41 protein-coding genes and 1 tRNA gene are annotated in these 22,719 nt (G+C 59.2%); 21 read left to right on the top strand and 21 right to left on the bottom strand.

Going from position 1 to position 22,719, the window contains the following annotated elements; genetic code table 11:
* Positions 1-17 precede the first annotated feature (17 nt).
* From SJY10_RS09640 to SJY10_RS09625, 4 genes are all read right to left on the bottom strand, one after another.
* Positions 18-857, bottom strand: coding sequence for a CPBP family intramembrane glutamic endopeptidase (locus tag SJY10_RS09640; RefSeq protein WP_386681964.1), 840 nt, complete (start codon positions 855-857; stop codon positions 18-20).
* A 107-nt stretch (positions 858-964) separates the two neighbouring features.
* Positions 965-2,116: an HD domain-containing protein gene (locus tag SJY10_RS09635; protein WP_386681962.1), complete on the bottom strand. Its 1,152-nt coding sequence runs from the start codon at positions 2,114-2,116 to the stop codon at positions 965-967.
* A gap of 107 nt (positions 2,117-2,223) precedes the next feature.
* Positions 2,224-2,442 (bottom strand): hypothetical protein, encoded by a 219-nt coding sequence (locus SJY10_RS09630; protein WP_386681960.1) that lies wholly within the window; start codon positions 2,440-2,442, stop codon positions 2,224-2,226.
* 4 nt (positions 2,443-2,446) lie between these two features.
* Entirely contained in the window at positions 2,447-3,100 is a 654-nt protein-coding gene (locus SJY10_RS09625; protein ID WP_386681958.1) for an alpha/beta hydrolase, read from the bottom strand.
* A 204-nt stretch (positions 3,101-3,304) separates the two neighbouring features.
* Here SJY10_RS09625 and SJY10_RS09620 point away from each other — a divergent pair, with 204 nt between their 5' ends.
* The 9 genes from SJY10_RS09620 to SJY10_RS09580 all read left to right on the top strand — a co-directional run bounded on the left by SJY10_RS09620 (position 3,305) and on the right by SJY10_RS09580 (position 10,969).
* Entirely contained in the window at positions 3,305-3,775 is a 471-nt protein-coding gene (locus SJY10_RS09620) for an Rrf2 family transcriptional regulator (RefSeq protein ID WP_386681957.1), read from the top strand.
* Between the two features lie 102 nt (positions 3,776-3,877).
* Positions 3,878-4,912, top strand: a complete 1,035-nt coding sequence (locus tag SJY10_RS09615; protein ID WP_386681955.1) for a cysteine desulfurase family protein — start codon at positions 3,878-3,880, stop codon at positions 4,910-4,912.
* A 21-nt stretch (positions 4,913-4,933) separates the two neighbouring features.
* Positions 4,934-6,451 (top strand): Fe-S cluster assembly protein SufB, encoded by a 1,518-nt coding sequence (gene sufB, locus SJY10_RS09610; protein WP_386681953.1) that lies wholly within the window; start codon positions 4,934-4,936, stop codon positions 6,449-6,451.
* A 57-nt stretch (positions 6,452-6,508) separates the two neighbouring features.
* The gene (gene sufC, locus SJY10_RS09605; RefSeq protein ID WP_386681951.1) at positions 6,509-7,264 is read left to right on the top strand and encodes a Fe-S cluster assembly ATPase SufC; all 756 of its coding nucleotides are present in this window, start codon (positions 6,509-6,511) and stop codon (positions 7,262-7,264) included.
* Positions 7,264-8,544 carry a SufD family Fe-S cluster assembly protein gene (locus SJY10_RS09600; protein WP_386681949.1) on the top strand — a complete coding sequence of 427 codons (1,281 nt, stop codon included), beginning with the start codon at positions 7,264-7,266 and terminating at the stop codon, positions 8,542-8,544. Before sufC ends, SJY10_RS09600 begins: the two co-directional genes overlap by 1 nt.
* The gene (locus tag SJY10_RS09595; protein ID WP_386681947.1) at positions 8,544-9,041 is read left to right on the top strand and encodes a hypothetical protein; all 498 of its coding nucleotides are present in this window, start codon (positions 8,544-8,546) and stop codon (positions 9,039-9,041) included. Before SJY10_RS09600 ends, SJY10_RS09595 begins: the two co-directional genes overlap by 1 nt.
* Positions 9,038-9,619, top strand: a complete 582-nt coding sequence (locus tag SJY10_RS09590; RefSeq protein WP_386681945.1) for a YIP1 family protein — start codon at positions 9,038-9,040, stop codon at positions 9,617-9,619. The genes SJY10_RS09595 and SJY10_RS09590 overlap by 4 nt, the downstream gene beginning before the upstream one ends.
* A complete protein-coding gene (locus SJY10_RS09585; RefSeq protein ID WP_386681943.1) occupies positions 9,620-10,840 on the top strand; it encodes a cysteine desulfurase in 1,221 nt (406 codons plus the stop codon).
* Between the two features lie 52 nt (positions 10,841-10,892).
* Positions 10,893-10,969 (top strand) — tRNA-Arg (locus SJY10_RS09580).
* Between the two features lie 209 nt (positions 10,970-11,178).
* Here SJY10_RS09580 and SJY10_RS09575 read toward each other — a convergent pair.
* The 16 genes from SJY10_RS09575 to SJY10_RS09500 all read right to left on the bottom strand — a co-directional run bounded on the left by SJY10_RS09575 (position 11,179) and on the right by SJY10_RS09500 (position 16,258).
* Complete coding sequence (locus tag SJY10_RS09575) at positions 11,179-12,210, bottom strand: hypothetical protein (RefSeq protein ID WP_386681941.1); 1,032 nt, start codon at positions 12,208-12,210, stop codon at positions 11,179-11,181.
* Position 12,211: 1 nt separating this feature from the next.
* Positions 12,212-12,382: a hypothetical protein gene (locus SJY10_RS09570; RefSeq protein ID WP_386681939.1), complete on the bottom strand. Its 171-nt coding sequence runs from the start codon at positions 12,380-12,382 to the stop codon at positions 12,212-12,214.
* On the bottom strand, positions 12,379-12,558 hold the full coding sequence (locus tag SJY10_RS09565) for a hypothetical protein (RefSeq protein ID WP_386681937.1): 180 nt from the start codon (positions 12,556-12,558) through the stop codon (positions 12,379-12,381). The genes SJY10_RS09570 and SJY10_RS09565 overlap by 4 nt, the downstream gene beginning before the upstream one ends.
* Entirely contained in the window at positions 12,549-12,770 is a 222-nt protein-coding gene (locus SJY10_RS09560) for a hypothetical protein (RefSeq protein ID WP_386681935.1), read from the bottom strand. The genes SJY10_RS09565 and SJY10_RS09560 overlap by 10 nt, the downstream gene beginning before the upstream one ends.
* On the bottom strand, positions 12,767-13,057 hold the full coding sequence (locus tag SJY10_RS09555) for a hypothetical protein (RefSeq protein WP_386681933.1): 291 nt from the start codon (positions 13,055-13,057) through the stop codon (positions 12,767-12,769). Before SJY10_RS09555 ends, SJY10_RS09560 begins: the two co-directional genes overlap by 4 nt.
* Positions 13,057-13,323, bottom strand: a complete 267-nt coding sequence (locus tag SJY10_RS09550; RefSeq protein WP_386681932.1) for a hypothetical protein — start codon at positions 13,321-13,323, stop codon at positions 13,057-13,059. Before SJY10_RS09550 ends, SJY10_RS09555 begins: the two co-directional genes overlap by 1 nt.
* Positions 13,320-13,523, bottom strand: a complete 204-nt coding sequence (locus SJY10_RS09545) for a DUF551 domain-containing protein (protein WP_386681929.1) — start codon at positions 13,521-13,523, stop codon at positions 13,320-13,322. Before SJY10_RS09545 ends, SJY10_RS09550 begins: the two co-directional genes overlap by 4 nt.
* Complete coding sequence (locus SJY10_RS09540; protein ID WP_386681926.1) at positions 13,523-13,699, bottom strand: hypothetical protein; 177 nt, start codon at positions 13,697-13,699, stop codon at positions 13,523-13,525. The genes SJY10_RS09545 and SJY10_RS09540 overlap by 1 nt, the downstream gene beginning before the upstream one ends.
* The gene (locus SJY10_RS09535) at positions 13,696-14,058 is read right to left on the bottom strand and encodes a hypothetical protein (RefSeq protein WP_386681924.1); all 363 of its coding nucleotides are present in this window, start codon (positions 14,056-14,058) and stop codon (positions 13,696-13,698) included. The genes SJY10_RS09540 and SJY10_RS09535 overlap by 4 nt, the downstream gene beginning before the upstream one ends.
* The gene (locus SJY10_RS09530; protein WP_386681921.1) at positions 14,055-14,411 is read right to left on the bottom strand and encodes a hypothetical protein; all 357 of its coding nucleotides are present in this window, start codon (positions 14,409-14,411) and stop codon (positions 14,055-14,057) included. The genes SJY10_RS09535 and SJY10_RS09530 overlap by 4 nt, the downstream gene beginning before the upstream one ends.
* Positions 14,408-14,623: a hypothetical protein gene (locus tag SJY10_RS09525; RefSeq protein ID WP_386681918.1), complete on the bottom strand. Its 216-nt coding sequence runs from the start codon at positions 14,621-14,623 to the stop codon at positions 14,408-14,410. Before SJY10_RS09525 ends, SJY10_RS09530 begins: the two co-directional genes overlap by 4 nt.
* Positions 14,623-14,790, bottom strand: coding sequence for a hypothetical protein (locus SJY10_RS09520; protein ID WP_386681915.1), 168 nt, complete (start codon positions 14,788-14,790; stop codon positions 14,623-14,625). Before SJY10_RS09520 ends, SJY10_RS09525 begins: the two co-directional genes overlap by 1 nt.
* Before the next feature lie 24 nt (positions 14,791-14,814).
* The gene (locus SJY10_RS09515; protein ID WP_386681912.1) at positions 14,815-15,234 is read right to left on the bottom strand and encodes a hypothetical protein; all 420 of its coding nucleotides are present in this window, start codon (positions 15,232-15,234) and stop codon (positions 14,815-14,817) included.
* Positions 15,231-15,386, bottom strand: a complete 156-nt coding sequence (locus SJY10_RS09510) for a hypothetical protein (protein ID WP_386681909.1) — start codon at positions 15,384-15,386, stop codon at positions 15,231-15,233. The genes SJY10_RS09515 and SJY10_RS09510 overlap by 4 nt, the downstream gene beginning before the upstream one ends.
* Positions 15,383-15,649 carry a hypothetical protein gene (locus SJY10_RS09505; protein ID WP_386681906.1) on the bottom strand — a complete coding sequence of 89 codons (267 nt, stop codon included), beginning with the start codon at positions 15,647-15,649 and terminating at the stop codon, positions 15,383-15,385. The genes SJY10_RS09510 and SJY10_RS09505 overlap by 4 nt, the downstream gene beginning before the upstream one ends.
* A 201-nt stretch (positions 15,650-15,850) precedes the next feature.
* A complete protein-coding gene (locus SJY10_RS09500) occupies positions 15,851-16,258 on the bottom strand; it encodes a helix-turn-helix domain-containing protein (RefSeq protein WP_386684602.1) in 408 nt (135 codons plus the stop codon).
* On the opposite strand from SJY10_RS09500, the gene SJY10_RS09495 reads away from it, so the two are divergent.
* From SJY10_RS09495 to SJY10_RS09480, 4 genes are all read left to right on the top strand, one after another.
* Positions 16,257-16,544 (top strand): hypothetical protein, encoded by a 288-nt coding sequence (locus SJY10_RS09495; protein WP_386681903.1) that lies wholly within the window; start codon positions 16,257-16,259, stop codon positions 16,542-16,544. The genes SJY10_RS09500 and SJY10_RS09495 overlap by 2 nt on opposite strands.
* Before the next feature lie 705 nt (positions 16,545-17,249).
* The gene (locus SJY10_RS09490) at positions 17,250-17,684 is read left to right on the top strand and encodes a hypothetical protein (RefSeq protein ID WP_386681900.1); all 435 of its coding nucleotides are present in this window, start codon (positions 17,250-17,252) and stop codon (positions 17,682-17,684) included.
* Positions 17,681-17,953, top strand: coding sequence for a hypothetical protein (locus SJY10_RS09485; RefSeq protein ID WP_386681897.1), 273 nt, complete (start codon positions 17,681-17,683; stop codon positions 17,951-17,953). Before SJY10_RS09490 ends, SJY10_RS09485 begins: the two co-directional genes overlap by 4 nt.
* A complete protein-coding gene (locus SJY10_RS09480; protein ID WP_386681895.1) occupies positions 17,950-18,711 on the top strand; it encodes a DNA-methyltransferase in 762 nt (253 codons plus the stop codon). The genes SJY10_RS09485 and SJY10_RS09480 overlap by 4 nt, the downstream gene beginning before the upstream one ends.
* Here SJY10_RS09480 and SJY10_RS09475 read toward each other — a convergent pair.
* On the bottom strand, positions 18,620-19,153 hold the full coding sequence (locus SJY10_RS09475) for an HNH endonuclease (protein ID WP_386684600.1): 534 nt from the start codon (positions 19,151-19,153) through the stop codon (positions 18,620-18,622). The two genes, SJY10_RS09480 and SJY10_RS09475, sit on opposite strands and share 92 nt — an antisense overlap.
* A 368-nt stretch (positions 19,154-19,521) precedes the next feature.
* Here SJY10_RS09475 and SJY10_RS09470 point away from each other — a divergent pair, with 368 nt between their 5' ends.
* From SJY10_RS09470 to SJY10_RS09435, 8 genes are all read left to right on the top strand, one after another.
* A complete protein-coding gene (locus SJY10_RS09470; protein ID WP_386681893.1) occupies positions 19,522-19,731 on the top strand; it encodes a DUF3310 domain-containing protein in 210 nt (69 codons plus the stop codon).
* Positions 19,728-20,045, top strand: coding sequence for a hypothetical protein (locus SJY10_RS09465; RefSeq protein ID WP_386681891.1), 318 nt, complete (start codon positions 19,728-19,730; stop codon positions 20,043-20,045). The genes SJY10_RS09470 and SJY10_RS09465 overlap by 4 nt, the downstream gene beginning before the upstream one ends.
* A 186-nt stretch (positions 20,046-20,231) precedes the next feature.
* On the top strand, positions 20,232-20,555 hold the full coding sequence (locus tag SJY10_RS09460; RefSeq protein ID WP_386681890.1) for an HNH endonuclease: 324 nt from the start codon (positions 20,232-20,234) through the stop codon (positions 20,553-20,555).
* Entirely contained in the window at positions 20,552-21,409 is an 858-nt protein-coding gene (locus tag SJY10_RS09455) for a YdaU family protein (protein WP_386681888.1), read from the top strand. Before SJY10_RS09460 ends, SJY10_RS09455 begins: the two co-directional genes overlap by 4 nt.
* On the top strand, positions 21,360-21,920 hold the full coding sequence (locus SJY10_RS09450; protein WP_386681886.1) for a hypothetical protein: 561 nt from the start codon (positions 21,360-21,362) through the stop codon (positions 21,918-21,920). The genes SJY10_RS09455 and SJY10_RS09450 overlap by 50 nt, the downstream gene beginning before the upstream one ends.
* The gene (locus tag SJY10_RS09445; protein ID WP_386681884.1) at positions 21,917-22,132 is read left to right on the top strand and encodes a hypothetical protein; all 216 of its coding nucleotides are present in this window, start codon (positions 21,917-21,919) and stop codon (positions 22,130-22,132) included. Before SJY10_RS09450 ends, SJY10_RS09445 begins: the two co-directional genes overlap by 4 nt.
* Before the next feature lie 113 nt (positions 22,133-22,245).
* Positions 22,246-22,482, top strand: a complete 237-nt coding sequence (acpP, locus tag SJY10_RS09440; RefSeq protein ID WP_386681882.1) for an acyl carrier protein — start codon at positions 22,246-22,248, stop codon at positions 22,480-22,482.
* Positions 22,479-22,718, top strand: coding sequence for a DUF2312 domain-containing protein (locus SJY10_RS09435; RefSeq protein ID WP_386681880.1), 240 nt, complete (start codon positions 22,479-22,481; stop codon positions 22,716-22,718). The genes acpP and SJY10_RS09435 overlap by 4 nt, the downstream gene beginning before the upstream one ends.
* The last annotated feature ends 1 nt before the right edge of the window (position 22,719 follow it).

The raw sequence follows: 22,719 nt of genomic DNA, 5'->3' as shown, positions 1-22,719 counted from the left end.
ACCTTGTCTGTCCAGTGTCAATTACTGTCAATTTGGTTTGAAGCTGCGCGCCCCATCCGCTTACACCAACGGCGATGGATAATCCATGCCGCAAGGCTTAGCAGCGCTGGCAAGATTAAAGCCTGCGGGCCGGGCTGCGGCGCGGCCATGGTATCGGACTGCGGCAACAGGTCGAAAGCGGCTGGCGCAGACAGCGCGAATGCATCCCAAAGCGCATGTAGCGCCACCGCAGGCCAGATGCTGCGGGCCTGCACGGTCACAGCGCCAAAGAACAATCCCAGCCCGGCCGCACCCGCAATCTGGATCGCGGTAATGGTCAGATCCTGACCGGCCAGCGCATTCACTCCGTGAAACAACCCGAAAATCGTGCCAGAGGCGACAATGGCCCAGCCTGCACTGATCCGGCTTTGCAGACCGTGCAGCAGAACACCGCGAAACAGCAGCTCTTCGAACAGGCCGACCAGCAGGGCAAGCGTCGCAATCGGCACCAGTGCCGCGCGCAGGGCCGCGCCGCCTTCGAGCGACAGATAGCTCGCCCAGGTCATCGCCACGATCGATACCGGCGGCACCAATATCAGCAGCGCCAGACGCATCCCCGCCGGATCGACGGGGCCCGCAACGCCCGTGGCCCGTCCCCAACGCAGCAAGGCCACGATGAGGCCCAAAAGGACGACAAGGATGGCTTCGTTGATGATGAAAGGCCGCAAGTTCGTCATATCGACGACGCCGGTGCCATTTGTCACATCCACCGGGCCGCGCAGCAGCAGGGGCATGATGAACCAGCCCATCGTCAGGGCCAGCACCGTCAGGGCCGCCGCAAAGGGGCGCTGGCGGCCAAAGGTTGAAAACGGGCGCATCTGCTGCCTTTCCCCTGCAATCAGGTGGTTATGGCAAAGGGATGGCCCGCGGACCAGAGCGGATCAGCCATCCGGCACGTTGATCACCGGATTGTGCCACAGCCGCGCTAGGCGGTCTGCGCTGCGGCGAACCAGGCGTCGATCTGCGATTCCAGTGCGGTCCAGATCGCGGGGGCACCGCGCTGGACCTTGACCCCGACCCGGGTCTGAAGCTGCGCAGGCGTCACGTTGTAGGTCGGCCATGTGCCGCCGCCCGTGGCAAGGTTCGCCATGACCGGCTGCACCCGGTCCAGCGCCTTGGCAAAAATTGCGTCATCGGTCTCGGCCGCTTCGAATTCGTGCCAAAGCGCGTGCAGCGCCGCGCCCTGCGCCTTTGGCAGCATTCCGAACAGGCGAATGGCGGCGGCGTGTTCCTCTGCCTCTTTTGCGCCCTGATCGCTGGCAATGGTATGGATCGGCAAATCGCCGGCGTCGATTTCCACCAGATCATGGATCAACAGCATGGCAATGACGCGGTCCACATCCACCGGACGCGCCGCATGTTCGGCCAGAGTCAGCGCATAAAGCGCAAGGTGCCAGCTGTGTTCGGCGCTGTTTTCCCGGCGCGCGCCGTCGAACAGGGTCGTGGCGCGCAGTTCCGTTTTCAGCCGGTCCGCCTCTGCCAGAAAACGCAGGCGGGCGGCGGTATCGGCGTCCAGTTTTGGATTGGTCCGGTCCAGCAGGCCAAGCCCGTAGTGGTAAAGCGCCGGCCAGTCGTCAGCCAGCGCCGCAGGCCGCCCCGTCGCTAGCAAGGCGCGGATAATATCGCGGTCCTCCTCGGTCTGAGAGATGTTGAGCAGTTCCTGCATCAGGGGCTGCGCCATATCCAGCGTGCGGGCCATGCGGGCGGCATCGGTTGCGGCGTCTTCGAAGGTTTCCCAATAGGCGCGGAACAGGGCGTTCTGATCATCCGGCAGGATCGCATAAAGGCGGTCAGCGGCGGCGCGTTCCTTTATCGCGATGGCCGCGTGGTTCTGCGGGATGTGGATCGGGTGATCGCCTGCGTCAACTTCGACGATGTCGTGCAGCAGTGCCATGTTGATGGTGGCGGGAGGCGCGTCAAAAATCAGCCCCCACAGGGCAAGGTGCCAGCTATGCTCTGCCGCGTTTTCCCGGCGCGATCCGTCCATCAGCGCATTGGCGCGTACAACAGATTTCAGCTGATCGACCTCTGACAAAAAGGCAAGTTGGCGGGTCAGGCGGTCGGTTGAAGTCGGCATAGGATCATCATCAGTCTGTATTTGTTTCGCGCGGCGAAACCTGCGGCGATGTCGGCTGCCCCGCCTTTATGCATGTGCGCGGGGCAGGGGCTGCCCCGCGTATCAATCTAGTCCGCCGTCTTGGCAGCGCGGGATTCCAGCAAGGCGCGCGCCCGGCCTTCGGCGCGCCGCACGCGAACAAACATCAGGTAACTTTCCTGCAAGGTCTGGGACGAGGCACCCAGGATCTCTCCGATCTGGTCGACGATCTTTTCGTCGCCCGTGCGGGCGGCGTCATCAAGCGCCAGTTTGGCCAGATCAAGGGCGACATCATCGGTATAGGACATGGGATTACCGTGTGTTCTCTGTCAGGCGGCGGCGCACATAGCTTTTGACCGACCCGATCATCGGATCCATGTGCGGATCTTCAAAGAAGTGGCCGGCACCGGGGACTTCTTCGTGGGTGATGGTGATGCCTTTTTGGTCGTGGAGCTTGTTCACCAAATTGACCGTGTCGGCTGGCGGCGCGACGCGGTCGGCGGCACCGTTGATGACCAGACCAGAGGCCGGGCAGGGCGCAAGGAAGCTGAAGTCATACATATTCGCCGGCGGGCTGACGGAAATGAAGCCGGTAATTTCCGGGCGGCGCATCAAAAGCTGCATACCGATCCAGGCACCGAAGGAGAAACCGGCAACCCAGCAATGCTTGGCGTTATTGTTCATCGACTGCAGGTAATCGAGGGCGGAGGCCGCGTCGGAAAGTTCGCCAATTCCCTGATCGTATTCCCCCTGAGAGCGCCCGACACCGCGGAAGTTGAAGCGCAGCACCGTGAAGCCCATGTTGTAGAAGGCATAATGCAGGTTGTAGACAACCTTGTTGTTCATCGTCCCGCCGAACTGCGGATGGGGGTGCAACACGATGGCGATCGGCGCATCACGGTCCTTTTGCGGGTGGTAGCGGCCTTCGAGGCGGCCTTCGGGACCGGGAAAGATGACTTCGGGCATGGGCGTTCCAACTGCTGCGGTGCGCGGGCGGCGTTCGTATTCTTGACGAAAACGCTCAGGCACCTTAGAAAGATTCTAAATCCGCACGAGGTGTCCCGCGCGGCCGGATTGGCGTTGACCTAATCAGGCGGGGGCGTTTCGTCAATGTTTATGCAGTTGTATGATCATGCGATCCGATTGCGCACAGAACCGGGAGGCGTTGCGATGAAACTGAGCACCAAAGGACGATATGCCATGGTGGCCCTGGCCGATCTGGCGCTGCAACCGAGCGGCACTTTGGTCAGCCTGACCGAAATCGCCAAGCGTCAGGACGTCAGCCTGCCCTATCTGGAACAGCTTTTCGTCAAGCTGCGCCGCGAAGGATTGGTGGAATCAGTGCGCGGCCCGGGCGGCGGTTACCGCCTTGCGCGGGCGGCGTCGGATATTCGCGTCTCTGACATTCTGGGGGCGGTGGATGAAACGGTCAGCGCGATGCACAAGGGGGCCGGCGCCTCTGGCGGGGCGTGCGGCAGCCGCGCGCAATCGCTGACCAATCGCCTGTGGGAGGGGCTGAGCGCCCATGTTTATGTGTTTCTGCACCAGACGCGGCTGAGCGACGTGGTCGGCAATGCCATGGCCCCCTGTCCAGCGGTGCCCGCCTTGTTCGAGGTCGTGGACGAGGTGGGGGATGCGTGAGTTCAATCGAGGACATGGCGATCTGCAACGGATTGGCGAGGAGGGGGCTCTGCCCCCGGCGCTGGCGCGCCGCCCCCGGAGTTTTTTCAGCCAGATGAAACCATGAGCCGCGTGTATCTGGATTATAATGCGACGACGCCTTTGCGCAGCGCGGCGCGGGAAGCGATGGTCGCGGCCATGGATGTGGCGGGCAATCCCAGTTCGGTGCATGCTGAAGGGCGGGCGGCGCGATCCTTGCTGGAGCGGTGCCGGTCGCAGGTCGCCGAAGCGGTCGGGGCCGGACAGGCGGATGTTGTCTTTGTGTCGGGGGCGACGGAGGCGGCGGCGCTGGCGCTGGCCGGGCGCGGTTTGCACGGATCGGATCTGGAGCACGAGGCCGTGCGGGCTTGGGTTGCATGCGATCTGCCGGTGCAGGGCGGGCAGGTGCAGGTGAGTGAGCCGGCGCGCTCGGCGGTGCAGCTGGCTAATTCGGAGACGGGAATCGTTCAAAGACTGCCAGAAGGTCTTGCAGTAAGTGATATTACGCAAGGTTTCGGGCGCGTGCCGTTTTCCTATGCCTGGGCGGGTGTCGAACTTGTGTTTTTGTCAGCGCACAAGTTTGGCGGACCCAAAGGGGTCGGCGCGGTAATCATGCCGCAAGGCTTTGATATTGCGGCGCAGTTGCGCGGCGGCGGTCAGGAAATGGGGCGCCGGTCCGGGACCGAGAATATCATCGGGGTGGCCGGTTTTGCGGCGGCTGCCGCAGCGGCACAAGACGATCTGGCGCAGGGGCGCTGGGAGCGGGTTGCGCAACTTAGAAATATTCTAGAAAAGGCGGTTGCGGCGCAGGCTCCGCAGACTATTTTTGTCGGGAAAGAGTTTGATCGGCTGCCGAACACCACCTGTCTGATCTGCCCCGGTTGGCGCGGCGAGACGCAGGTGATGGCCATGGATCTGGCGGGGTTTGCCGTCTCGGCGGGCTCTGCGTGCAGCAGCGGCAAGGTACGGGCATCGCCTGTGCTGACCGCGCTGGGATACGGCGGCGATGAAGCGAGCTGTGCGCTGCGCGTGTCGCTGGGAATCGAGACGACGGAAGACGAGGTTCTGCGCTTTGCTGAGGCATGGTGCGCAAGGGCCAAACGGATGATGGCGGCGTAAGCTGCAAGAGAGGTGAGTAAAATGGCTGCAATGGATGTGGACGTCAAAGAGGGCGTTGATCAGGAGACCGTGGATGCGGTCGCTCAGCTGTCGGGTGCGTATAAATACGGCTGGAACGACGACGAGATCGAGATGGACTATGCCCCCAAGGGCGTGAACCCCGATATCGTAAAGCTGATTTCGGCCAAGAACGAAGAGCCGGAATGGATGACGCAGTGGCGTTTGGATGCCTTTGCCCGTTGGGAAGGCATGAGCGTGCCGAATTGGGCCATGCTGAAGGTAGCGGATATCGATTTTCAGGATCTGTATTACTACGCCCGCCCAAAAAGCATGGAAGTGAAGCCGAAGTCCCTGGATGAGGTCGATCCCAAGCTGCTGGAAACCTATAAGAAACTGGGGATTCCCCTGTCAGAGCAGGCGATCCTGGCCGGTGTCGAAGGCGCAGTGCCCGACGAGGGGCGCAAGGTTGCGGTAGACGCGGTATTCGATTCCGTGTCCGTGGGGACGACGTTCCAGAAGGAACTGGCCAAGGCTGGCGTGATCTTCTGCTCGATCTCTGAAGCGATCCGCGAGCATCCGGAATTGGTAAAGAAGTACCTAGGCACCGTCGTGCCGGTGACGGACAACTTTTATGCGACGCTGAATTCGGCGGTATTTTCCGACGGGTCGTTCGTTTACATCCCGCCCGGTGTGCGCTGCCCGATGGAGCTGTCGACCTATTTCCGCATCAACGCGGAAAACACCGGCCAGTTCGAACGCACGCTGATCATTGCCGACAAGGGGTCCTATGTGTCCTACCTTGAAGGCTGCACCGCGCCCAAGCGCGATGTTGCCCAGCTGCACGCCGCTGTGGTCGAAATCATCGTCGAAGAAGACGCCGAGGTGAAATATTCCACGGTGCAGAACTGGTATCCCGGCGACGCAGAAGGCAAGGGCGGCATTTATAACTTCGTCACCAAGCGTGCCGATTGCCGTGGCGACCGGTCCAAAATCATGTGGACTCAGGTTGAAACCGGCTCTGCCGTGACGTGGAAATACCCAAGCTGCATTTTGCGGGGCAACGATTCACAAGGGGAATTCTACTCCATCGCCATCGCGAACAACATGCAGCAGGCCGATACCGGCACCAAGATGATCCACTTGGGCAAGCGTACGAAGTCGCGGATTGTGTCTAAGGGGATCAGCGCCGGCAAGGCGCAGAACACGTACCGCGGCCTTGTTACGATGCATCCCAAGGCGAAGGAATCGCGCAACTATACGCAGTGCGATAGCCTTTTGATCGGGTCTGAGTGCGGCGCGCATACGGTGCCGTATATCGAGGTGAAGAATAACTCGAGCCGGGTGGAGCACGAGGCGACGACGTCCAAGGTCGATGACGAGCAGCTGTTCTACTGCCGCTCGCGCGGGATGGACGAGGAAGAGGCCGTGGCACTTGTTGTGAACGGGTTCTGCAAGGAAGTGCTGCAAGCGCTGCCGATGGAATTCGCAATGGAAGCACAGGCGCTGGTGGCGATTTCGCTTGAAGGCTCTGTCGGATAAATTTGCCCGTTTGGGCGCGGAATAGACGGGTCCTGCGGGACCATGAAGGAGAAGAATATGCTGGAAATTAAAGGCCTGAAGGTCGATCTGGAAGATGAAGACAAGTCGATTCTAAAGGGCGTCGATCTGACCGTACCTGCGGGCGAAGTGCATGCAATCATGGGGCCGAACGGCTCTGGCAAATCGACGATGTCCTATGTGCTGTCCGGCAAGGATGGCTATGAAGTGACCGGCGGCACCGCGACACTGGACGGCGTTGACCTGCTGGATATGGAACCCGAAGAGCGCGCTGCTGCGGGCCTGTTCCTTGCATTCCAGTATCCGGTGGAAATTCCGGGTGTTGGCAACATGACCTTTCTGCGCACAGCCGTGAACGCACAGCGCAAGGCACGCGGCGAAGAAGAGCTTTCGGCAGGTGATTTCCTGAAGGTCGTCCGCGCCAAGGCAAAGGATCTGAAGATCGACGCTGACATGCTCAAGCGCCCCGTCAACGTCGGCTTTTCTGGCGGCGAGAAAAAGCGCAACGAGATCCTGCAAATGGCGATGCTGGAGCCAAAGATGTGCATTCTGGACGAGACCGACTCGGGTCTTGACGTGGACGCGATGAAGCTGGTGGCGGACGGTGTGAATGCGCTGCGGTCCGAAGGGCGGTCATTCCTTGTGATCACTCACTATCAGCGTCTGCTGGACCATATCAAACCGGACGTCGTGCACATCATGTCGAACGGCCGCATCATCAAGTCGGGCGGGCCAGAGCTGGCGCTGGAAGTTGAAAACAACGGTTACGCCGATCTGCTGGCGGAGGACGCTTAATGGCCCTTGCGCAACGCAAACAAGACGCGACCGACGCGCGTTTGGCAGCGGTAACGCTGCCGGACGCGCCGGGCTGGTTGACCAAGGCGCGCAAGGCGGCTTTGGCCCGTGTGTCCGCAATGGGCCTGCCTGCGCGGCGCGATGAATATTGGAAGTTTTCCGATCCGACGGCGCTGACGGACACGGCTGTCATTCCGGCTGATCTGGCCGAATCTGCCGACCGCGAATTTGCGGGCGCGAATGCGCTGATGGCGGTTTTTGTGGACGGCGTATTTGATGCAGATGCATCGGATGATCTGCAGGCGGCTGGCGTGACCATCACGCGGCTGGCGCAGGCGCAGGATATCATCTGGGCTGGCGATCTGCTGGGCACACTGGAAGAGCGCGGCCAGTCCCCGGTCGAGCGTCCCTTGGCGGCGCTGACCACGGCCACGGCGACGGACGGTTTGCTGATCCACGTCACGGGCGACGTGGACCGTGCGGTTCATGTCCGCTATGACCGCCGCGATGCGGGGGCAGATGTGGCGCTGCATCACGTGATTAAGCTGAACGCCGGCGCAACCTTTACGCTGCTTGAAAGCGGCGCGGGTGCAGCACGGTTTGCGTCGAACATGGAAGTCGATGTCGCGGATGGTGCCACGTTCCACCATGTGCGTGCGCAGGGCCGCGATGCGGGCCGCCGGATGAACACGCATACCTTTACGCGCATCGGCGCGGGGGCCACGTTCAAGTCCTTTACCCTGTCGGTGAACGGCGCGCTGACCCGCAATGATTGCGTCATGGATATCGTTGGCGATGATGCGACGGCGCATGTCGCGGGTGCCTGCGTCGGTGACGGCGATGATTTCCACCACGACGACACCGTCTTTATCACCCACGATGCGGTCGGCTGCGAATCGCGTCAGGTGTTCAAGAAGGTCTTGCGCAACGGGGCGGTCGGCGTGTTTCAGGGAAAGATTCTGGTCAAGCATGGCGCGCAGAAGACTGACGGCTACCAGATCAGCCAGTCGCTGCTTCTGGACGGCGACAGCCAGTTCCTCGCCAAGCCAGAGCTTGAGATTTATGCCGATGACGTGGCCTGTTCGCACGGGTCCACATCCGGTGCGATCGACGAGGATGCGCTGTTCTATCTGCGGTCACGCGGTGTGCCGCACAAAACGGCGACGACGCTGCTGACGCTGTCGTTCCTGGCCGAAGCGCTGCAAGAGATTGACGACGAATCGCTTGCCGATGATTTGCGTGACCGCCTGGCCGGCTGGCTGGATCGTCATCAAAGCTGATGGCCGTCACATCTGACATTATCCGCACCTGGCGGGGGCCGCGCAACGTGATGCGCGGCCTTCTGGCGCAGGGCAGGCGTGAAGATCGGGCCTTGGCCTATCTGATTGTGTTTTGCCTGCTGGTGTTCGTCGCGCAGTGGCCGCGGCTGACACGCGCAGCGGCAGGCTTTGACCTTGCGCCTGGGGCAGAGCCGCGCGAGTTGATGCAGATGATGACCTACGAGCTTTTTGCCTGGATCACCGTCTGGCCGCTGGCGTTTTACGCACTGGCAGCCATCAGCCATTTGATCGCAAAGCTGTTTCGCGGTCGCGGCACGCATTACACAGCGCGGCTGGCGCTGTTCTGGTCGCTGCTTGCCTCTGTGCCGCTTTTGCTGCTTTACGGTCTGATGGCCGGATTTTTGGGGCAGGTGGCTGGCACGCATTTGATCGGTGCGGCCTGGGTTCTGGCCTTTGGCTGGATCTGGGCGCTGTCACTTTATGAGGCAGAGCAATGACGCCGGCACAATGGGCGGGTCAGTGGGTCTTGCGGTCGCTGCGCGATCCGGCGGGCGTGGCGCGGGCGCTGATGTCCATCGGGCTGGCGCGCAATACGCTGTATCAACTGATCGCGCTGGTGACGGTGCTGTCGGTGCTGATGCTGGAGCTGGGGCTTTATTTGTCCCCGGCAGAGGCAGAGTTGCTGATGGCGACGCCGTTTGCGCTGGCGATCATCCTTGGTGCGTCCTTGCTGATGATGGTTTTCGCGCTGCAACTGACCGGCCGGATGCTGGGCGGTACGGGGCGCTTCAGCGCGGCGCTGCTACTGGTAATCTGGTGGCAGGGCATGGCGCTACTGATTCAGGTTGTGCAGACTGCGACATTGCTGCTGTTTCCCGCGCTGGCGGGGATCGTTACATTGGCCGGGCTGGCGTGGCTGGTGTTTTCACTGCTGCATCTGGTCAACGTCCTGCACGGGTTTGACAACCTTTTCAAAGCGCTGGCGACCGTCGTGATTGGCGTCGTCGGTATTTCATTCGGGCTGGCGCTGTTGCTGTCCCTGATCGGCGTGACCCTGCAAGGAGGCACCCTTTAGATGTTCGATGTTGACGCAATTCGCGCCCAGTTTCCCATTCTGTCCCGCGAAGTGAATGGCAAGCCTCTGGTCTATCTGGACAATGGTGCATCCGCGCAAAAACCGCGGGTGGTGATCGACGCCATGACGCAGATGTACGAAAACGAATATGCCAATGTTCACCGCGGCTTGCATTACCTTTCTAATGTCGCGACCGACCATTATGAAGGCGTGCGCGGTAAGATTGCCCGCTTTCTGAACGCTGCATCGGAGGATGATATCATCCTTAATTCCGGCACGACCGAGGGCATCAACATGGTGTCCTACGGCTGGGCCGCGCCGCGGCTGCAAGCGGGCGACGAGATTGTATTAAGCATCTTGGAACATCACGCGAATATCGTGCCCTGGCACTTTTTGCGCGAACGGCAGGGTGTCGTGCTGAAATGGGTGGATTGCGCCGCAGATGGGTCGCTTGATCCGCAGGCCGTCATTGATGCGATCGGGCCAAAGACAAAGCTGGTCGCGATCACCCAGATGTCGAACGTGCTGGGCACGCTGGTGGATACCAAAGCGATCTGCGCCGGTGCCCGTGAAAAGGGTGTGCCGGTTCTGGTCGACGGATCGCAGGCGGCCGTGCATTTGCCCGTCGATGTGCAGGACATGGGCTGCGATTTCTATGCGGTGACCGGGCACAAGCTCTATGGTCCCAGCGGGTCCGGTGCCATTTACGTGCACCCCGACCGCATGAGCGAAATGCGCCCCTTTCTGGGCGGCGGCGATATGATCCGCGAAGTTGGCCGCGATATGGTGACCTACAACGCCGCGCCGATGAAGTTCGAGGCAGGAACGCCGGGAATCGTTCAGACCATCGGCCTGGGTGTCGCGCTGGACTGGATGATGGATGTCGGGATGGACAACATCGCCGCCCACGAGGCTGGACTGCGTGACTATGCGCAAACGCGCCTAGCGGGGCTGAACTGGCTTCAGGTGCAGGGCAATGCCCCCGGAAAAGGCGCGATTTTCAGCTTTACCCTGGACGGGCCGGCCCATGCGCATGATATTTCCACCGTGCTGGATAAAAAAGGTGTGGCCGTCCGCGCCGGATCGCACTGCGCTATGCCGCTGATGGACCATCTTGGCCTGACGGCGACCTGCCGTGCGTCCTTTGGCGTCTATAATACAACGGTAGACGTCGATGCGCTGGTCGATGCGCTAGAGCTGTGTCACGATCTGTTCGCGTGATGGCTTTTGGCGTTGCGGCCCCGTGGTCGCAACGCTATAGACGCGCCTGTAGGCACCCGTAGCTCAGCTGGATAGAGCGCTGCCCTCCGAAGGCAGAGGCCACAGGTTCGAATCCTGTCGGGTGCACCACATTTCCGATTGTTTCGCCAAACGCATTGGGGGCCAGCCCCCAAACCCCCGGGATATTTTTGACCAGAAGAAGGCAGGACCCCGGACCGTGTTTGCGTTATTCGTAAGCGGGGGGACGTTGGTAGGCCCGGCAGGACTTCCAGTCATGATTTAAACCCTAATTTATATGGCTTGTGGGGTAGTGTAGCAGGGGCGTGGGGCGAATGGAATTACCATTTTACGCCTTCCATCTTCAAAGACATCTGCGCGGCAATTGCTGATCTTTGCGCCGCCTCGACGTAGGTGCGTGTCTCTTTCGATCCCGTCTTGTGGCCTAGAAGCACGTCCAGTTCGTAGCTGGTTGCGCCCATAGCTGTGAGGATCGACGGCACACCCTTGCGGACGCCATGCAGTGACCCGCGCACCTTCGCGGCCTTGAACCAATCCTGCACGTTGTTTCCCATCATGCCGTGCGTGAAGGGTTTGCCCCATCGGTCCACTAGGTAGGTAGGCGTTTCGCAGCCTGATATTTCGTCAGCCAGCATTGCCAACACGGGCAGTTCGGTCACATCGTTCGGGGCTTTGCTCTGCGTCCACCGCAGCCAGCGTTGCCCCTCGCGTTCAAATTCGTTGGCCGGGCCAAGGTTCCGCAGATCTTCGCGCCGCGCGACCGTGGATAGCACAAGGATCATGCAGCGCCGCGCCATCGTGCCGGGGCCATGAAATGCCAGATACTTGCGAACATCATCGGCGGTGCAGGTGTAGAAACCCGTCGTATGCGGCTTGACCTTCTTGATGCCCTTGGCCGGGTTGGGGCAGGTGACGTGTTCGCGCTGGATACCCCACTCATACATTGCGCGGACCGACTTTAGCAGGTTGTCACGTCCGGTCGGCGTTGCGTTGAATTTGTCGAGAAATTGCAGCAGGTGCGCGGGTCGCATCTCGACAGATTTAGCTCCATGTTCCGCAACCAAGCGGCCAAGGTGGTGCTTGTGGCCCTTGAGCGTTAGGGGCGACACAAGGCCTGCCTCTACGTTCATGCGAAAGTGTTCGATGTAGAGGCCGACCAGCCAAGCGATTGACCCTTCATAGACGCTCTGCCGCTCTGGCACAGGTTCGCCCATCAGTTCGGCATATCGTCGCATAAAGTCAGCTTGTCCCGGCTCCCCTGGCAACGTGGCTTTTACGCCTGCACGCTGGAATCGGTAGCGCCACTTTGTGCGCGACCATTCACGGCTGACGTATTTCAGTTTGATGTCCATATCAGTCCCACGCGACCGGGCCTTTAGGCTTCGGCTTGGCCTTCACTTCGGCGGGATATATCTTGATTGACCCGTCTGCGCCAATCTCGACCGGGCCAACATCTATGCCAGCCGCGACAACAGCTTTGACAGCGCGAGTGATTGCGGCTTGTGTTGGCCTTGCCTGCGTCATGCGTCATCCTCCTTTGTCGTGAATATCTCGCCAAACCACGGCTCGGCTCTGTCGATCGCTGCTTGTATGCGGGGCGTGCCTTCCTCTCGGCAGGCGGCGCGAAGTTCGTTTACCGCCTTGAGGATGGTCACGATCCTGACGCGGCCAAAGTGCGTTGGCTCTGGCATTATGGGCATCGGTCAGCCTCCTCTCCGCATGTGTCGCAAATGATATAACCTTCGTTGCAGTCCATCGTACCGGTGCATCGCTTGGGGCGGTATCCGCGCGGGGCATCCTCGTCGGGTTCCTCGTATCGTCCGCACAGTTCGCCGTGCTGCGTGCCGATCTGGTGCGGCTCGTCGGGACCGCGCAAGGCGTAGGCATCATATCCGGGGGGCATAAGGTTCATGGCTGGGCCTCCGTGGCTAGAGCGGTCATTATGCGGGCGACGTTGTGCGCGTCTGCGATAGCCTCAAGCGGCGCTAAGTCATCATCATAATGTTGATCGGCAAGGTGCTCTCTGGCGACCTTAACATTCCCCCACCACTCGGCATTGTTGTGCGTGACAAACTCAAGGTAATATCCGGTGAAGTCGTCGGTGTCGTCTATGATGAAATAGGTGCCGCCAATCGTATCGGCGCGGCGTCCATCTGGGGCGTCAGGCTCATATGTCCACTCTAGCGGCTTGATCTGCATCACCATCCCTCCATCGGCGCATCAAACGCCACCCATTCGCACGGGTCGCAGCGGGTCATCTCGCTAAACGCAAACCAGCCGATCAGCACGACCCAGAACACCATGCAAGCCACTGCGGCGACAAGTATGCCGCGCCCGCTGGTTTGGTCGCGTTCCACCAGCTTGCCGCTTCGAATGTCGGCATAGTATGCGTCCACGTCGATCAGCGCGGTCTGGTCTGCGATCCACTGGTCACGCGGGGTGGGGTGATAGCCGGGGCGGTTCATGCTGGCACCGGAGCGTCTGGCAGGGGCATCCAGTGGGTTGGCCCAAGCCCACGCAGCGGATATGGCCCGTGCTTGTTGTCTGTGACATACCACCACCAGTCACCTTCATCTTCGCAGAACTCGGCAACGTATTGCCTTCCGTATGCAAAAACCAAGACATCCTCGTTCTGCGGCGCTGTCTCAATCGGCTGCCATTCCATCACACCATCTCCATCTGTGCTTTGCCCCAAGCGATTGCGGCTTCTACCTGCGCGTCATCCAGCAGGCGGTCGGGGTTGCGGGTTGCGTTGGTTGCGGCGGCGTAGCGGGCGAATAGCGCCTCGGTGCCGTCGTGGTTGCCGTTCTCGGCGGCGTCGATCAGGCGGGCCAGGGTCATGCGTCACCTGTGGCGCGGTATGCGGCTAAGGCGGCATCAACGGCGTTTGTTGCGTCAATCTGGCGTCCGATGTCTTGTGTCGCCAGATTGCGCTCGTGATCGACCGCCTCCACCATCGTATCCGCCGCTTCCACCCGCTTGCGCAGGGCTAGGACTTCGGCGGCAAGGTCTGGAGCGAGGGCGATTAGCATTGCATTGTCGTCCTGCGAGCACTTGGCCACACGCAAGATATCGAACTTGTCGCCATTGCGGTAATGCACCACATTGAAGCCGAAGTTCTCAAGCGTTCGGATAGTCCAAGGCGCGGGGTCTGCTTTGGTCAGCAGCTTCGCCAACGCGTCATTATTCGGCAGGGTCATTGCATCACCTTCATGGCATGGCGGGCGGCTAGAACCCGCAGGCGGTCACTCATAAGCACGGCGTTCACGGTCAGGTGCGCAAAGCACGGCTGCGACGTGACCCAATCGCGGGCCATCTCGTCGGTCAGTTCGTAGGCAAGGAAAGCCTCGTCGGCGGTCACGGTGCCGAGAAGGTCTGCGGCTAAGCGGGAGGCGTGGGCGTCCTGCCGGTCCTTGGTGGCCTGCGAGATTGCCTCTAGTGGGCGGTCAAAGCCCTTGTCGCGGCGGTATGCCTCGCGGTTGCGCTGCGCTTCGCCGGGCAGGTAGCCAGCCTGACGGTGGGCGGGGGTGATGGATGGCGTGTGGCGGCTCATTTTGCCACCTGCGGCATGAACAGGCAGGACGTTCCGTTATAAAGGTTGGTCATGACAATGGTGGTTTCCATGCCCGCTGCGGAGTCAGACGCGACCTTTGCCTTTGCCCATTCTTCGGCATCGGTTGAGTATTGGAACGCGGCAAGTAGTTCACCAGATCCATCGCTGTAGAAGCGGCTGCAAACAGCGCCGTTTTCTAATTTAACGGCCATCACCCGCGCCCCCCGTCGATCATGTAGGCGGGCAGGATAACTTCGGCGTCGTGGATAATTTCCCAAGGGCTGGACGGTAAACGCACATCACGCTTGGCTGGTACGTCGATAACAACGCGGGGAATAGCTACACCGTAGGGGGTGACAGTATATTGGGCGGCATACATGGTGGGTGTCCTTTCGGGTTGGGGTTAGTCGTGAATGATCGTGTCGCAGGCAGTCACGCGACCGTCTGTGATGGTGTGGCTTATGAAATCCGCGGCTGCGTTTGCGCCGGACAATTGCGCTTCAAGCGTGGCAATTCGATCAAGCGCATCTGATAAGTGATGCGACAGATCAGACTGCGTCTCGGCCAGTTGGTCGCGCTCGGACTCAAGCGCGTGGATGCGAATATCCTTAACGCAGCTTGACCCGGTCTCTACCTCAGACTGGTGCATGAAGCTGATGCCGTCGCGTGGGCCATCTTCGCCGTTTGGGTGCGAGTAGGACCACGCATCTTCGAAGCTGAACAAACCCGCATCGTCGGCGCTTGTGGTGTAGCCTTGAGCGGCGGGCCGATAGTATCCGCGACCAGCCTTGTAAATTAAGTAATAGGCGGGTGCGCCGGTCATGCCATCACCATCGCAGCAGTAGCGCCAAGCCAGATTGCAGCGCCGATTGCGGCAGTTCCGGCAATCGCCAGCAGGCAAGCCCGTACGATGCGCTCTAGGCCAGTGACGCCAGCAAGGCGGCGGTCGATCCAGTCGAGGTCGGGGGAGTTCATGCCGACACCTTGCGGGCGGCGATCATGGCGTCGGCCACCATATAAGCGTTCTCAGCGGCGTCTGTTGCATCACCAAACACCTGATGAGAACTCGGATCAGCGCAGAATCCCTGGATTGCCTGTCCCGCGAAGTAATCTCGCAGGGACATGCCCTCTACGGTGTGAAACTCGCCGCGATACGATGGACCCATGCCATACTGCGAAAGGTCATGCTGGGGGTAAGCTGGGCCGCCGTCGTCTGGTTTGGTCGGTGCGGTAGTCATGGGGCAATCCTCTATGCGGCGTTGTGCCGGTGAGGATGAAGGTATGTGAAGTTTCACACGCCGTCAAGAACAATTGGGAAAAATCACATTTGCCAGCCGTGATAAACTGCAACTATAAGATTAACACGCATTAATCGTAGGTTTTTATGGACGTAATTTTAACGGCATCGGACTATCAAGTCGCGTGTCTTGCCTATGCGATCAGCCAGGTTTCCGAGGGATCGCCGCAAGAGCAGCTAGAAGGCGTGATTGACCTTCTGCATCAAATTGCTCAAGAAATTCAGCCAAGTCAGAGTTAATTTTTACTCTGGTTCCCAAGCCCATCATTTCAGCCGGATCTGCGTCTAAAGCCTTAGCCAGCGAGAAAACAGTGGAAATCTTGGGGCTTTGCGAGCGGCCTTCTTCGATGTCCTTTACGTTTCGCTCACCAAGTCCGGCCCTTTCGGAAAGCTGCCGCGCGTTAAAGCCCTTTTCAAGGCGCAACGCTTTTAGGTTTTTGCGAAATGTTTCATTGGCATCCATGCGCTGCCTTATAGAGCAGGCCATAGACTTGGTGAAATGTGAAATTTCCACTTGTTGTGTGTGATAAATCACATTACAAGGGGTCATGGCAAACACTCATGAAATCATCACCAAGCTCGAAGAAGCTGCTGTGGAGTTCGGCGTCAAGCCGTCCACTATCGGAGAGAAGATAGGGCAGGGCGGTCAGTTTTACGCCCGCCTCTTGAACGGCAAGCGATGCTGGCCGGAGACATATGCCAAAGTCGACTTGGGCTTGCGGCTCATGCGCGAGAATGGCGATATTAATCTCCCTAATGGCTGGTCGCGTGATTTATCACATGGCAACGCTGCCAATGGGTTGCAAGATGCAAGCCCGAAAGAAGGTGCGAAATGAACGCGCCGTGCAAGAGGGGCAACATCGCACCGCGCAGCAAGTCAGGCCATTGCCAGTGCGCAGACTGCAAAGCTTACCGCAAAGAGTGGTACGCGAAAACAAGCGCAGCGCGTGCAGCAAACAAACGCGAATGGCACGCAAAAAACCCCGGGAAAGCTTCTGAGTACTCCCGTCGTTGGGTGAAAAATAATCCTGAACAGCGCCGCGAAACCGTAGAGGCATGGCGAAAAAGAAACCCTGAAAGCGTTGCGGCTTATAGCGCAAAAGCGGGGCGGAAGTGGTCACAAAAAAATAAGTCAAAGCGACTAGCTTCTGTAAGAGCGCGGCAAATCGCCAAAATATGCAGGACGCCCGAGTGGGTAGATAAGGCCGCAATCGCAGCCTTCTACGAAGCTGCCGCAGATCTGACCCGGGCAACAGGTGTAGCCCATGAGGTTGACCACATCATCCCCCTGCAAGGCGAGAACGTCTCTGGCCTTCATGTCCCATGGAACCTCCAAGTTTTGACCCGCACAGAAAACAGATCAAAGGGGAACCGCTATGACGTCTAAAGTTTTGGTCGGCTGCGAGTATTCTGGCCGGGTTCGATCGGCGCTTCGAAATTTAGGACATGATGCGTGGTCATGCGATCTTCTGCCTTCGGAAGATAACAGCCCATTCCATATCCAAGGCGACATTAAGCCACTTCTTGCGGAGCGGTGGGACATGGCAATTTTTCACCCGCCCTGCACCAGGCTTTGCAATTCCGGCGTCCGCTGGCTGGCAGAGCGTGACCTGTGGGCTGACATGCGCGAAGGCGCGGCGTTCTTTCTGGAATGCCTCAATGCAAACGCGCCGCTTGTCGCTGTCGAAAATCCCGTGATGCACAAATACGCCCGCGAGATTGTCGGGCGCGGCGCTGACTTCACAGTCCAGCCTTGGCAGTTTGGCGACCCGGCGAAAAAGCGCACCTGCTTCTGGACGCGCGGCCTGCCGCCATTGACCGCGACCAGCGACATGCAGGCATCCGAAGCCCGCGCAGATTGCCACCTCGCAAGCCCCGGCCCGGATCGCTGGAAAGAGCGTTCGCGAACCTACCCTGGCTTGGCAAACGCTATCGCAACACAATGGGGGCCGCTTGGCCTCAAGGTGGCAGCATGACCCCCCACACCCATCCCGCGCCTGACTGCGGGTTCCGCGCCGATGCCTCCCCGGCTGCGGTCACTGGCGCAGTGCTGACGGATCCCACGCCTCGCGCTGCGCCATTTTTATCACCCGCCGAGTTGTGGCTACAACGCGCCAACGCGGCCCATACAGCGGCAGTAGCTGCGTTTAGCCGCAACCCTAGCCACCGCAACCGGCAACGGCTGTCAGACGCCTGCCTAGAGCGTGTGAAGGCATATAACCGCTTGCAGGAGGTGTCGGAGTGACTGGCCCCATTATCCGCCATGTTAAGATTGGCAACTGTGACCTGTATCAGGGCGACAGCGCCGCGATATTGCCGCTGCTGGGCCGCGTTGATGCTGTTGTGACAGATCCGCCTTATGGCGTGACAGATCACGCATGGGACGTAGTCGTTGCCCCCTCAAATTGGATGGTCGCTAAAGGCGCAATCGTAACTGCGTCAGAGCCTTATGCCACGCAGCTAATCATGTCGTCGCCCTTGCAATTTCAGCATGACCTAGTTTGGGTGAAAAACTGCGCGTCGAACCATTTCAATGCCAGGAAAATGCCAATGCGTCGGCACGAACGAATTTTAGCGTTTGGCGACGTGGCTTTCAACCCGATCAAGAGAAAGCGCAGCGCACTCGAAATTTCACGCTTAAATGCAACGCAGCGCGAAACAATGGCTTTCGCATCGTTCGACAGTATTCTTGAAATCGAGAGCGTAAACAGCCGCAGTTCAGATCGAACAACTCACCCGTCACAAAAGCCCGTCGCCTTGATGGAAATCCTAACTAGGGTTTTCACCAACTCGACGGATGTCATCCTTGACCCGTTCATGGGCAGTGGCACCACCGGCGTTGCCTGCGTGAACCTTGGCCGCTCGTTCATCGGGATCGAAAAGGATGCGGATTACTTCAATATCGCGGTTTCTAGGATTCAGAAAGCCCATGAACAGGCTGACTTTTTTGTAGAGAAACCCACTTTTTCTGCGCCCGTTCAAGAAAGGCTTTTCGATGTTTAACGCAGCTATGCAGCCGCGCAACTTCGCTTGGGCTTGGCTCCGCCTTGGAGTGACAGGATCGGCAAAGGCTGACGAGGTTCGCCGGTTCGTTGCAATTACTGACCGCGTAGGGAATGACGTGGTGAACGTCCAGCTTGCGGCGCTTGCCCGTCAGTTGGCTTTCCGGCTTGCCGCACCCTTGGCAGCAAAAGCCGTCACGAAGTCGAACGCTATCGGCAATATCTTTCCAGCCAAAGCCGCGCTTGTAATACTTGGACGTTCCGCCTTTCCATCCGCTAGACGCCTCCCCCTTGGGTGCGCCGACGCCGGACGCGACGTAGCAGTCATGGGAACAGAAGCGGCGGTTCTCGCACTGGCTTGCGGTGACTGTGACGCCGCAATGTTCGCAGGCAAGGCTGACCGACCTAACGCCGTCCCATCTTGCGGCATGGTAGCACTTCATTCCGCAGAACATGGCGGCGTCAGCGCGGTATGCGTGGACGGTAAATTCCGCGCCGCATCCTTTGCAAACCTTGGTGACGCGAGTAACGGGCTTGCCCTTAAATCCCGTCTTGCCCGTTCTATTGGAGGGCTTTGGGTCCGCGTATGCGCAAGCACGCGAACAATACTTTTGAACGGCCCTTCCAGTGAAGGAAACGCCGCATTTCTTGCAGGTGTGGTGAATTGCTTTCATAGCATGAATATAGGCGGATCAGCCTTTAGATTCAAGTACTTCGACATCTGCGTTAAGCGCATCACCGACGCGCACAAGCAGGCTGACCTATTCGTCAGCAAGCCCGCCTACGCCGCCCCTGTGCAGGAGCCGCTGCTATGACGGACATGGTCAACCACCCGCCGCATTATACGTCCCATCCGTCTGGCGTGGAATGCATCCAGATCACCGAACACATGGGGTTCAACCTCGGCAATGCGCTGAAGTACATCTGGCGTGCTGACCTCAAGGGGCAGTCCGTCGAGGATCTGCGCAAGGCAGAGTTTTACATCAAGCGCGAGATTGCCAAGCGCGAGGTGTCGGAATGAGATACGCAGCCAAGGTCGATGACAACCAGCCAGAGATAATCGAGGCCCTGCGAAAAGCGGGCTGCAGCGTCACCCCCACCCACCAAGCTGGCAAGGGGTTCCCTGACTTGGCGGTCGGACGCCAGGGGCGCACGTATTTGCTGGAGATAAAAGACGGCAGCAAGATCCCGTCGAAGCAAAAGCTAACCGACGATCAGGTGCGCTGGCACGGTGCGTGGCTGGGTCACAAGGCTGTCGTGCGGAATGTAGGCGAGGCGCTGGAAGCGGTTGGAATTATTGCAGAAAACGCCAGCAAAATAAGGGGGTCGCAATGACTTTCCCCTTGCTCGGTGTGGTTATCCATGCCATAAAAACAGAACGAGCCGAAACCCTCGCCAAAGGTGTTCCGGCTCTGACCATAGCGACCCTGTGAAGGAGGATCGAGCAATGGCTGTTAGAGCCAATATACGGACTCGCGTTCCGTTTTCAATAACCATCTGTGAATTTCGTGGGGTGAACCCGTGAGCGCCGTGTCTTTCCGAGCTGTGCGCGATTTCGCAAAGGTCCACGGCGGGCATGAGCGCAAGCATTATGACGTGTACGAAACCCATGTTCTAGAGCTTGATGACCATCGCTGCCACTACTGCGGTAGCACCGGGTCACTCACAATGGATCACGTTGTCCCCAAATCACTTGGCGGGTCTGATCACTATTCAAATTTGGTCGCGGCTTGCCGAACTTGCAACAGCTCGAAGCGGACAAAGAGCTATGAAGATTTTCTAGAGTTTGTTGCGGCAGACATGGTGGCGTACGAAATGATGATGACCACGGGTGACTGCCTGTGAGCCTGCCATATTTCCCAATGTATCCCACCGACTTCGAGGCAAAAACGTCGCATCTGACGCTTGCCGAGGACGGCGCTTATAACCGTCTGCTGCGCCTCATGTGGATGACGCCAGGGTGCACACTGCCGGCCGACCATGCATGGCTGATGCGCCGCCTGCGGGTGGATGAAGATACGTTTTACACCGTCGTAAAGGTTGTTCTGGACGAGTTTTTCACCGTCGAAAATGGCCGTCTTAGCAATCCTAAATTGGCAAAGATTTTTGCGGAGACAAACGAAGCGCACCAGCGCCGTGTTTCCGCTGGCGCGAAAGGCGGAAAAGCTAAGTCACTGAAAACATTAGCGGCCGCGTCTAGCAATGCTAAAGCAATGCCCAAGCAACCAGAACCAGAACCAGAACTAGATATAAGAAAGAAAGAGGATACTAACGTATCCTTGTGCAACACGGCCCCGGCCATTGACGAAATTGCGCAGGCTGTCTCGGCATACAACGCCACGGCCGAGCGCACAGGCTGGCCCAAGGTCCAGACCCTTTCCCCAGCAAGGCGCAAATCGCTCAAGGCCCGCCTGTCCGAGGCTGACGGGGTAACTGGCTGGGAGGTCGCGCTGTCGAAGGCCGAGGCGTCCAGCTTTTTGACTGGCCGCACTGAACGGCCGTTCACAGCCAGCTTCGATTTTATAATCAAACAAGCAAATTTCACAAAGATCATGGAAGGCAATTACGATGACCGACCTCACGCAAATCGACCAGCAGACCAACATCGCGGCCCGTCTGGCTTCGCGCCGTCCGGCGGACGTGGATCAGATGCTAGTATCGCAAGCATCGTCGCACGGCGTCGAGCTGCGCGAGGGTAGCCGGTTGCGCCCGATCTACGACGAGCGCGGCACGTTTCTGGGCAACGACGTTGTGCCTATGGGCTGGTATGCGAAAGGCCCTGACGGCGGCAAGGCTGCGACGGCTGACGTGGTGCGCAAGGCGATGACGCCCGCGCCTGTTGACACAATCGAGGAATGGCTTGCCGAGTTGTCCGTCATCACGGCGCGGCGTGCCGAGGACGAATTCACCGGTGCCTTGCGGGTAGATGCTTATTCGCGGCGGCTGGCGGGCTATCCGGCGGACGTGGTGAAGGCTGCGCTTTTCGACAGCAAGTGGAAGTTTTGGCCGACATGGGCGGAGTTGGCCGAGGTCTGCGACAAGGCCGTTGCGAAGCGCAAGGCGATGGCTGCTGCGCTGGACGGCAAGGATGCAGCCCGCGCCGCGTCGATGGCAGGCGAGGAACATCCCGAGCGTGTCAGCGCCACCCGCGCCGCCGAAATCATGGCCGCTGCTGGCTTCAAGCCGCGCACGTTTGGGGGTGAGGCATGACCGAAACCATTCCCGCCATGAAGGCCCGTCACCGCTCCGAGCTTATCGCCGCCATTACCGCGCAACGTGACGCTGGCCTAACGCAGACGCAAGCGGCGCACAACTTGGGTGTGTCGATCACCACGATCAACAACGCCATTCACCGAAACAACGTCCGTTGGCCGGTCAAGCGCCAGGGCCATCCAAAACACACAAGGGAGACAGCACAATGACCGTTAGCAACCATGAATTTGAGGCTGACTATTACCGCCCTGCAAGGTGCCAACTTTGTGGGGGTAGGTGGGAGGACCATACCCCCATCAACTTGAAGTCAGATGACGGAAAAATGACGGACGAGGAACAATTCAAGCGAACGGTATCGGAGCATCTAGGTGTCGATATCGCCCGCGTCACGCATAGCGCCAGGCTGGTTGATGACCTTGGCGCTGACAGCCTCGACTGCGTGGAGTTGGTAATGGCCGCCGAGGAAATTTTTAACTTCGAGATCAGCGACGAAGAAGCCGAAAAAGTCGAGACTTTCGGGGATGCCATGAAGATTATCAATGCAGGAGCCAAGCAATGACCGAGAACGTAACCGGCGAAGAACTGCGCCAATTCATTGAACGCTATGAGCGTTTAGAATCAGAGAAAAAGGACATCGTGGACGGGCAAAAGGAAGTCATGGCCGAGGCAAAGGGCCGCGGCTTTGACGTGGCTGTTCTTCGCAAGATCATCGCCATGCGCAAGCGCGACAAGGACGATTTGGACGAAGAAGAAGCCGTTTTGGAAATGTATCTCGCAGCACTGGGAATGAACTAAA

It is taken from the genome of Loktanella sp. R86503 (assembly GCF_042466455.1).
Classification (GTDB): domain Bacteria; phylum Pseudomonadota; class Alphaproteobacteria; order Rhodobacterales; family Rhodobacteraceae; genus Loktanella.
The sequence above is the reverse complement of the archived record's forward strand: the minus strand, read 5'-3'. Positions and strand labels throughout refer to the sequence as shown.

What these genes read in the sequence shown, in the direction of transcription:
- SJY10_RS09570 (WP_386681939.1), bottom strand. Translation starts at nt 12,382, where the DNA reads ATGACGCAGGCAAGGCCAACACAAGCCGCAATCACTCGCGCTGTCAAA.
- SJY10_RS09520 (WP_386681915.1), bottom strand. Translation starts at nt 14,790, where the DNA reads ATGTATGCCGCCCAATATACTGTCACCCCCTACGGTGTAGCTATTCCC.
- SJY10_RS09515 (WP_386681912.1), bottom strand. Translation starts at nt 15,234, where the DNA reads ATGACCGGCGCACCCGCCTATTACTTAATTTACAAGGCTGGTCGCGGA.
- SJY10_RS09490 (WP_386681900.1), top strand. Translation starts at nt 17,250, where the DNA reads ATGGCAATTTTTCACCCGCCCTGCACCAGGCTTTGCAATTCCGGCGTC.
- SJY10_RS09600 (WP_386681949.1), top strand. Translation starts at nt 7,264, where the DNA reads ATGGCCCTTGCGCAACGCAAACAAGACGCGACCGACGCGCGTTTGGCA.
- SJY10_RS09470 (WP_386681893.1), top strand. Translation starts at nt 19,522, where the DNA reads ATGACGGACATGGTCAACCACCCGCCGCATTATACGTCCCATCCGTCT.
- sufB (WP_386681953.1), top strand. Translation starts at nt 4,934, where the DNA reads ATGGCTGCAATGGATGTGGACGTCAAAGAGGGCGTTGATCAGGAGACC.
- SJY10_RS09525 (WP_386681918.1), bottom strand. Translation starts at nt 14,623, where the DNA reads ATGGCCGTTAAATTAGAAAACGGCGCTGTTTGCAGCCGCTTCTACAGC.
- SJY10_RS09590 (WP_386681945.1), top strand. Translation starts at nt 9,038, where the DNA reads ATGACGCCGGCACAATGGGCGGGTCAGTGGGTCTTGCGGTCGCTGCGC.
- SJY10_RS09630 (WP_386681960.1), bottom strand. Translation starts at nt 2,442, where the DNA reads ATGTCCTATACCGATGATGTCGCCCTTGATCTGGCCAAACTGGCGCTT.
- sufC (WP_386681951.1), top strand. Translation starts at nt 6,509, where the DNA reads ATGCTGGAAATTAAAGGCCTGAAGGTCGATCTGGAAGATGAAGACAAG.
- SJY10_RS09530 (WP_386681921.1), bottom strand. Translation starts at nt 14,411, where the DNA reads ATGAGCCGCCACACGCCATCCATCACCCCCGCCCACCGTCAGGCTGGC.
- SJY10_RS09555 (WP_386681933.1), bottom strand. Translation starts at nt 13,057, where the DNA reads ATGCAGATCAAGCCGCTAGAGTGGACATATGAGCCTGACGCCCCAGAT.
- SJY10_RS09565 (WP_386681937.1), bottom strand. Translation starts at nt 12,558, where the DNA reads ATGCCCATAATGCCAGAGCCAACGCACTTTGGCCGCGTCAGGATCGTG.
- SJY10_RS09550 (WP_386681932.1), bottom strand. Translation starts at nt 13,323, where the DNA reads ATGAACCGCCCCGGCTATCACCCCACCCCGCGTGACCAGTGGATCGCA.
- acpP (WP_386681882.1), top strand. Translation starts at nt 22,246, where the DNA reads ATGACGGACGAGGAACAATTCAAGCGAACGGTATCGGAGCATCTAGGT.
- SJY10_RS09635 (WP_386681962.1), bottom strand. Translation starts at nt 2,116, where the DNA reads ATGCCGACTTCAACCGACCGCCTGACCCGCCAACTTGCCTTTTTGTCA.
- SJY10_RS09500 (WP_386684602.1), bottom strand. Translation starts at nt 16,258, where the DNA reads ATGACCCCTTGTAATGTGATTTATCACACACAACAAGTGGAAATTTCA.
- SJY10_RS09595 (WP_386681947.1), top strand. Translation starts at nt 8,544, where the DNA reads ATGGCCGTCACATCTGACATTATCCGCACCTGGCGGGGGCCGCGCAAC.
- SJY10_RS09445 (WP_386681884.1), top strand. Translation starts at nt 21,917, where the DNA reads ATGACCGAAACCATTCCCGCCATGAAGGCCCGTCACCGCTCCGAGCTT.
- SJY10_RS09560 (WP_386681935.1), bottom strand. Translation starts at nt 12,770, where the DNA reads ATGAACCTTATGCCCCCCGGATATGATGCCTACGCCTTGCGCGGTCCC.
- SJY10_RS09435 (WP_386681880.1), top strand. Translation starts at nt 22,479, where the DNA reads ATGACCGAGAACGTAACCGGCGAAGAACTGCGCCAATTCATTGAACGC.
- SJY10_RS09540 (WP_386681926.1), bottom strand. Translation starts at nt 13,699, where the DNA reads ATGACCCTGGCCCGCCTGATCGACGCCGCCGAGAACGGCAACCACGAC.
- SJY10_RS09485 (WP_386681897.1), top strand. Translation starts at nt 17,681, where the DNA reads ATGACCCCCCACACCCATCCCGCGCCTGACTGCGGGTTCCGCGCCGAT.
- SJY10_RS09545 (WP_386681929.1), bottom strand. Translation starts at nt 13,523, where the DNA reads ATGGAATGGCAGCCGATTGAGACAGCGCCGCAGAACGAGGATGTCTTG.
- SJY10_RS09615 (WP_386681955.1), top strand. Translation starts at nt 3,878, where the DNA reads ATGAGCCGCGTGTATCTGGATTATAATGCGACGACGCCTTTGCGCAGC.
- SJY10_RS09465 (WP_386681891.1), top strand. Translation starts at nt 19,728, where the DNA reads ATGAGATACGCAGCCAAGGTCGATGACAACCAGCCAGAGATAATCGAG.
- SJY10_RS09475 (WP_386684600.1), bottom strand. Translation starts at nt 19,153, where the DNA reads ATGAAGTGCTACCATGCCGCAAGATGGGACGGCGTTAGGTCGGTCAGC.
- SJY10_RS09585 (WP_386681943.1), top strand. Translation starts at nt 9,620, where the DNA reads ATGTTCGATGTTGACGCAATTCGCGCCCAGTTTCCCATTCTGTCCCGC.
- SJY10_RS09505 (WP_386681906.1), bottom strand. Translation starts at nt 15,649, where the DNA reads ATGACTACCGCACCGACCAAACCAGACGACGGCGGCCCAGCTTACCCC.
- SJY10_RS09620 (WP_386681957.1), top strand. Translation starts at nt 3,305, where the DNA reads ATGAAACTGAGCACCAAAGGACGATATGCCATGGTGGCCCTGGCCGAT.
- SJY10_RS09450 (WP_386681886.1), top strand. Translation starts at nt 21,360, where the DNA reads ATGCTAGTATCGCAAGCATCGTCGCACGGCGTCGAGCTGCGCGAGGGT.
- SJY10_RS09640 (WP_386681964.1), bottom strand. Translation starts at nt 857, where the DNA reads ATGCGCCCGTTTTCAACCTTTGGCCGCCAGCGCCCCTTTGCGGCGGCC.
- SJY10_RS09510 (WP_386681909.1), bottom strand. Translation starts at nt 15,386, where the DNA reads ATGAACTCCCCCGACCTCGACTGGATCGACCGCCGCCTTGCTGGCGTC.
- SJY10_RS09625 (WP_386681958.1), bottom strand. Translation starts at nt 3,100, where the DNA reads ATGCCCGAAGTCATCTTTCCCGGTCCCGAAGGCCGCCTCGAAGGCCGC.
- SJY10_RS09495 (WP_386681903.1), top strand. Translation starts at nt 16,257, where the DNA reads ATGGCAAACACTCATGAAATCATCACCAAGCTCGAAGAAGCTGCTGTG.
- SJY10_RS09535 (WP_386681924.1), bottom strand. Translation starts at nt 14,058, where the DNA reads ATGACCCTGCCGAATAATGACGCGTTGGCGAAGCTGCTGACCAAAGCA.
- SJY10_RS09575 (WP_386681941.1), bottom strand. Translation starts at nt 12,210, where the DNA reads ATGGACATCAAACTGAAATACGTCAGCCGTGAATGGTCGCGCACAAAG.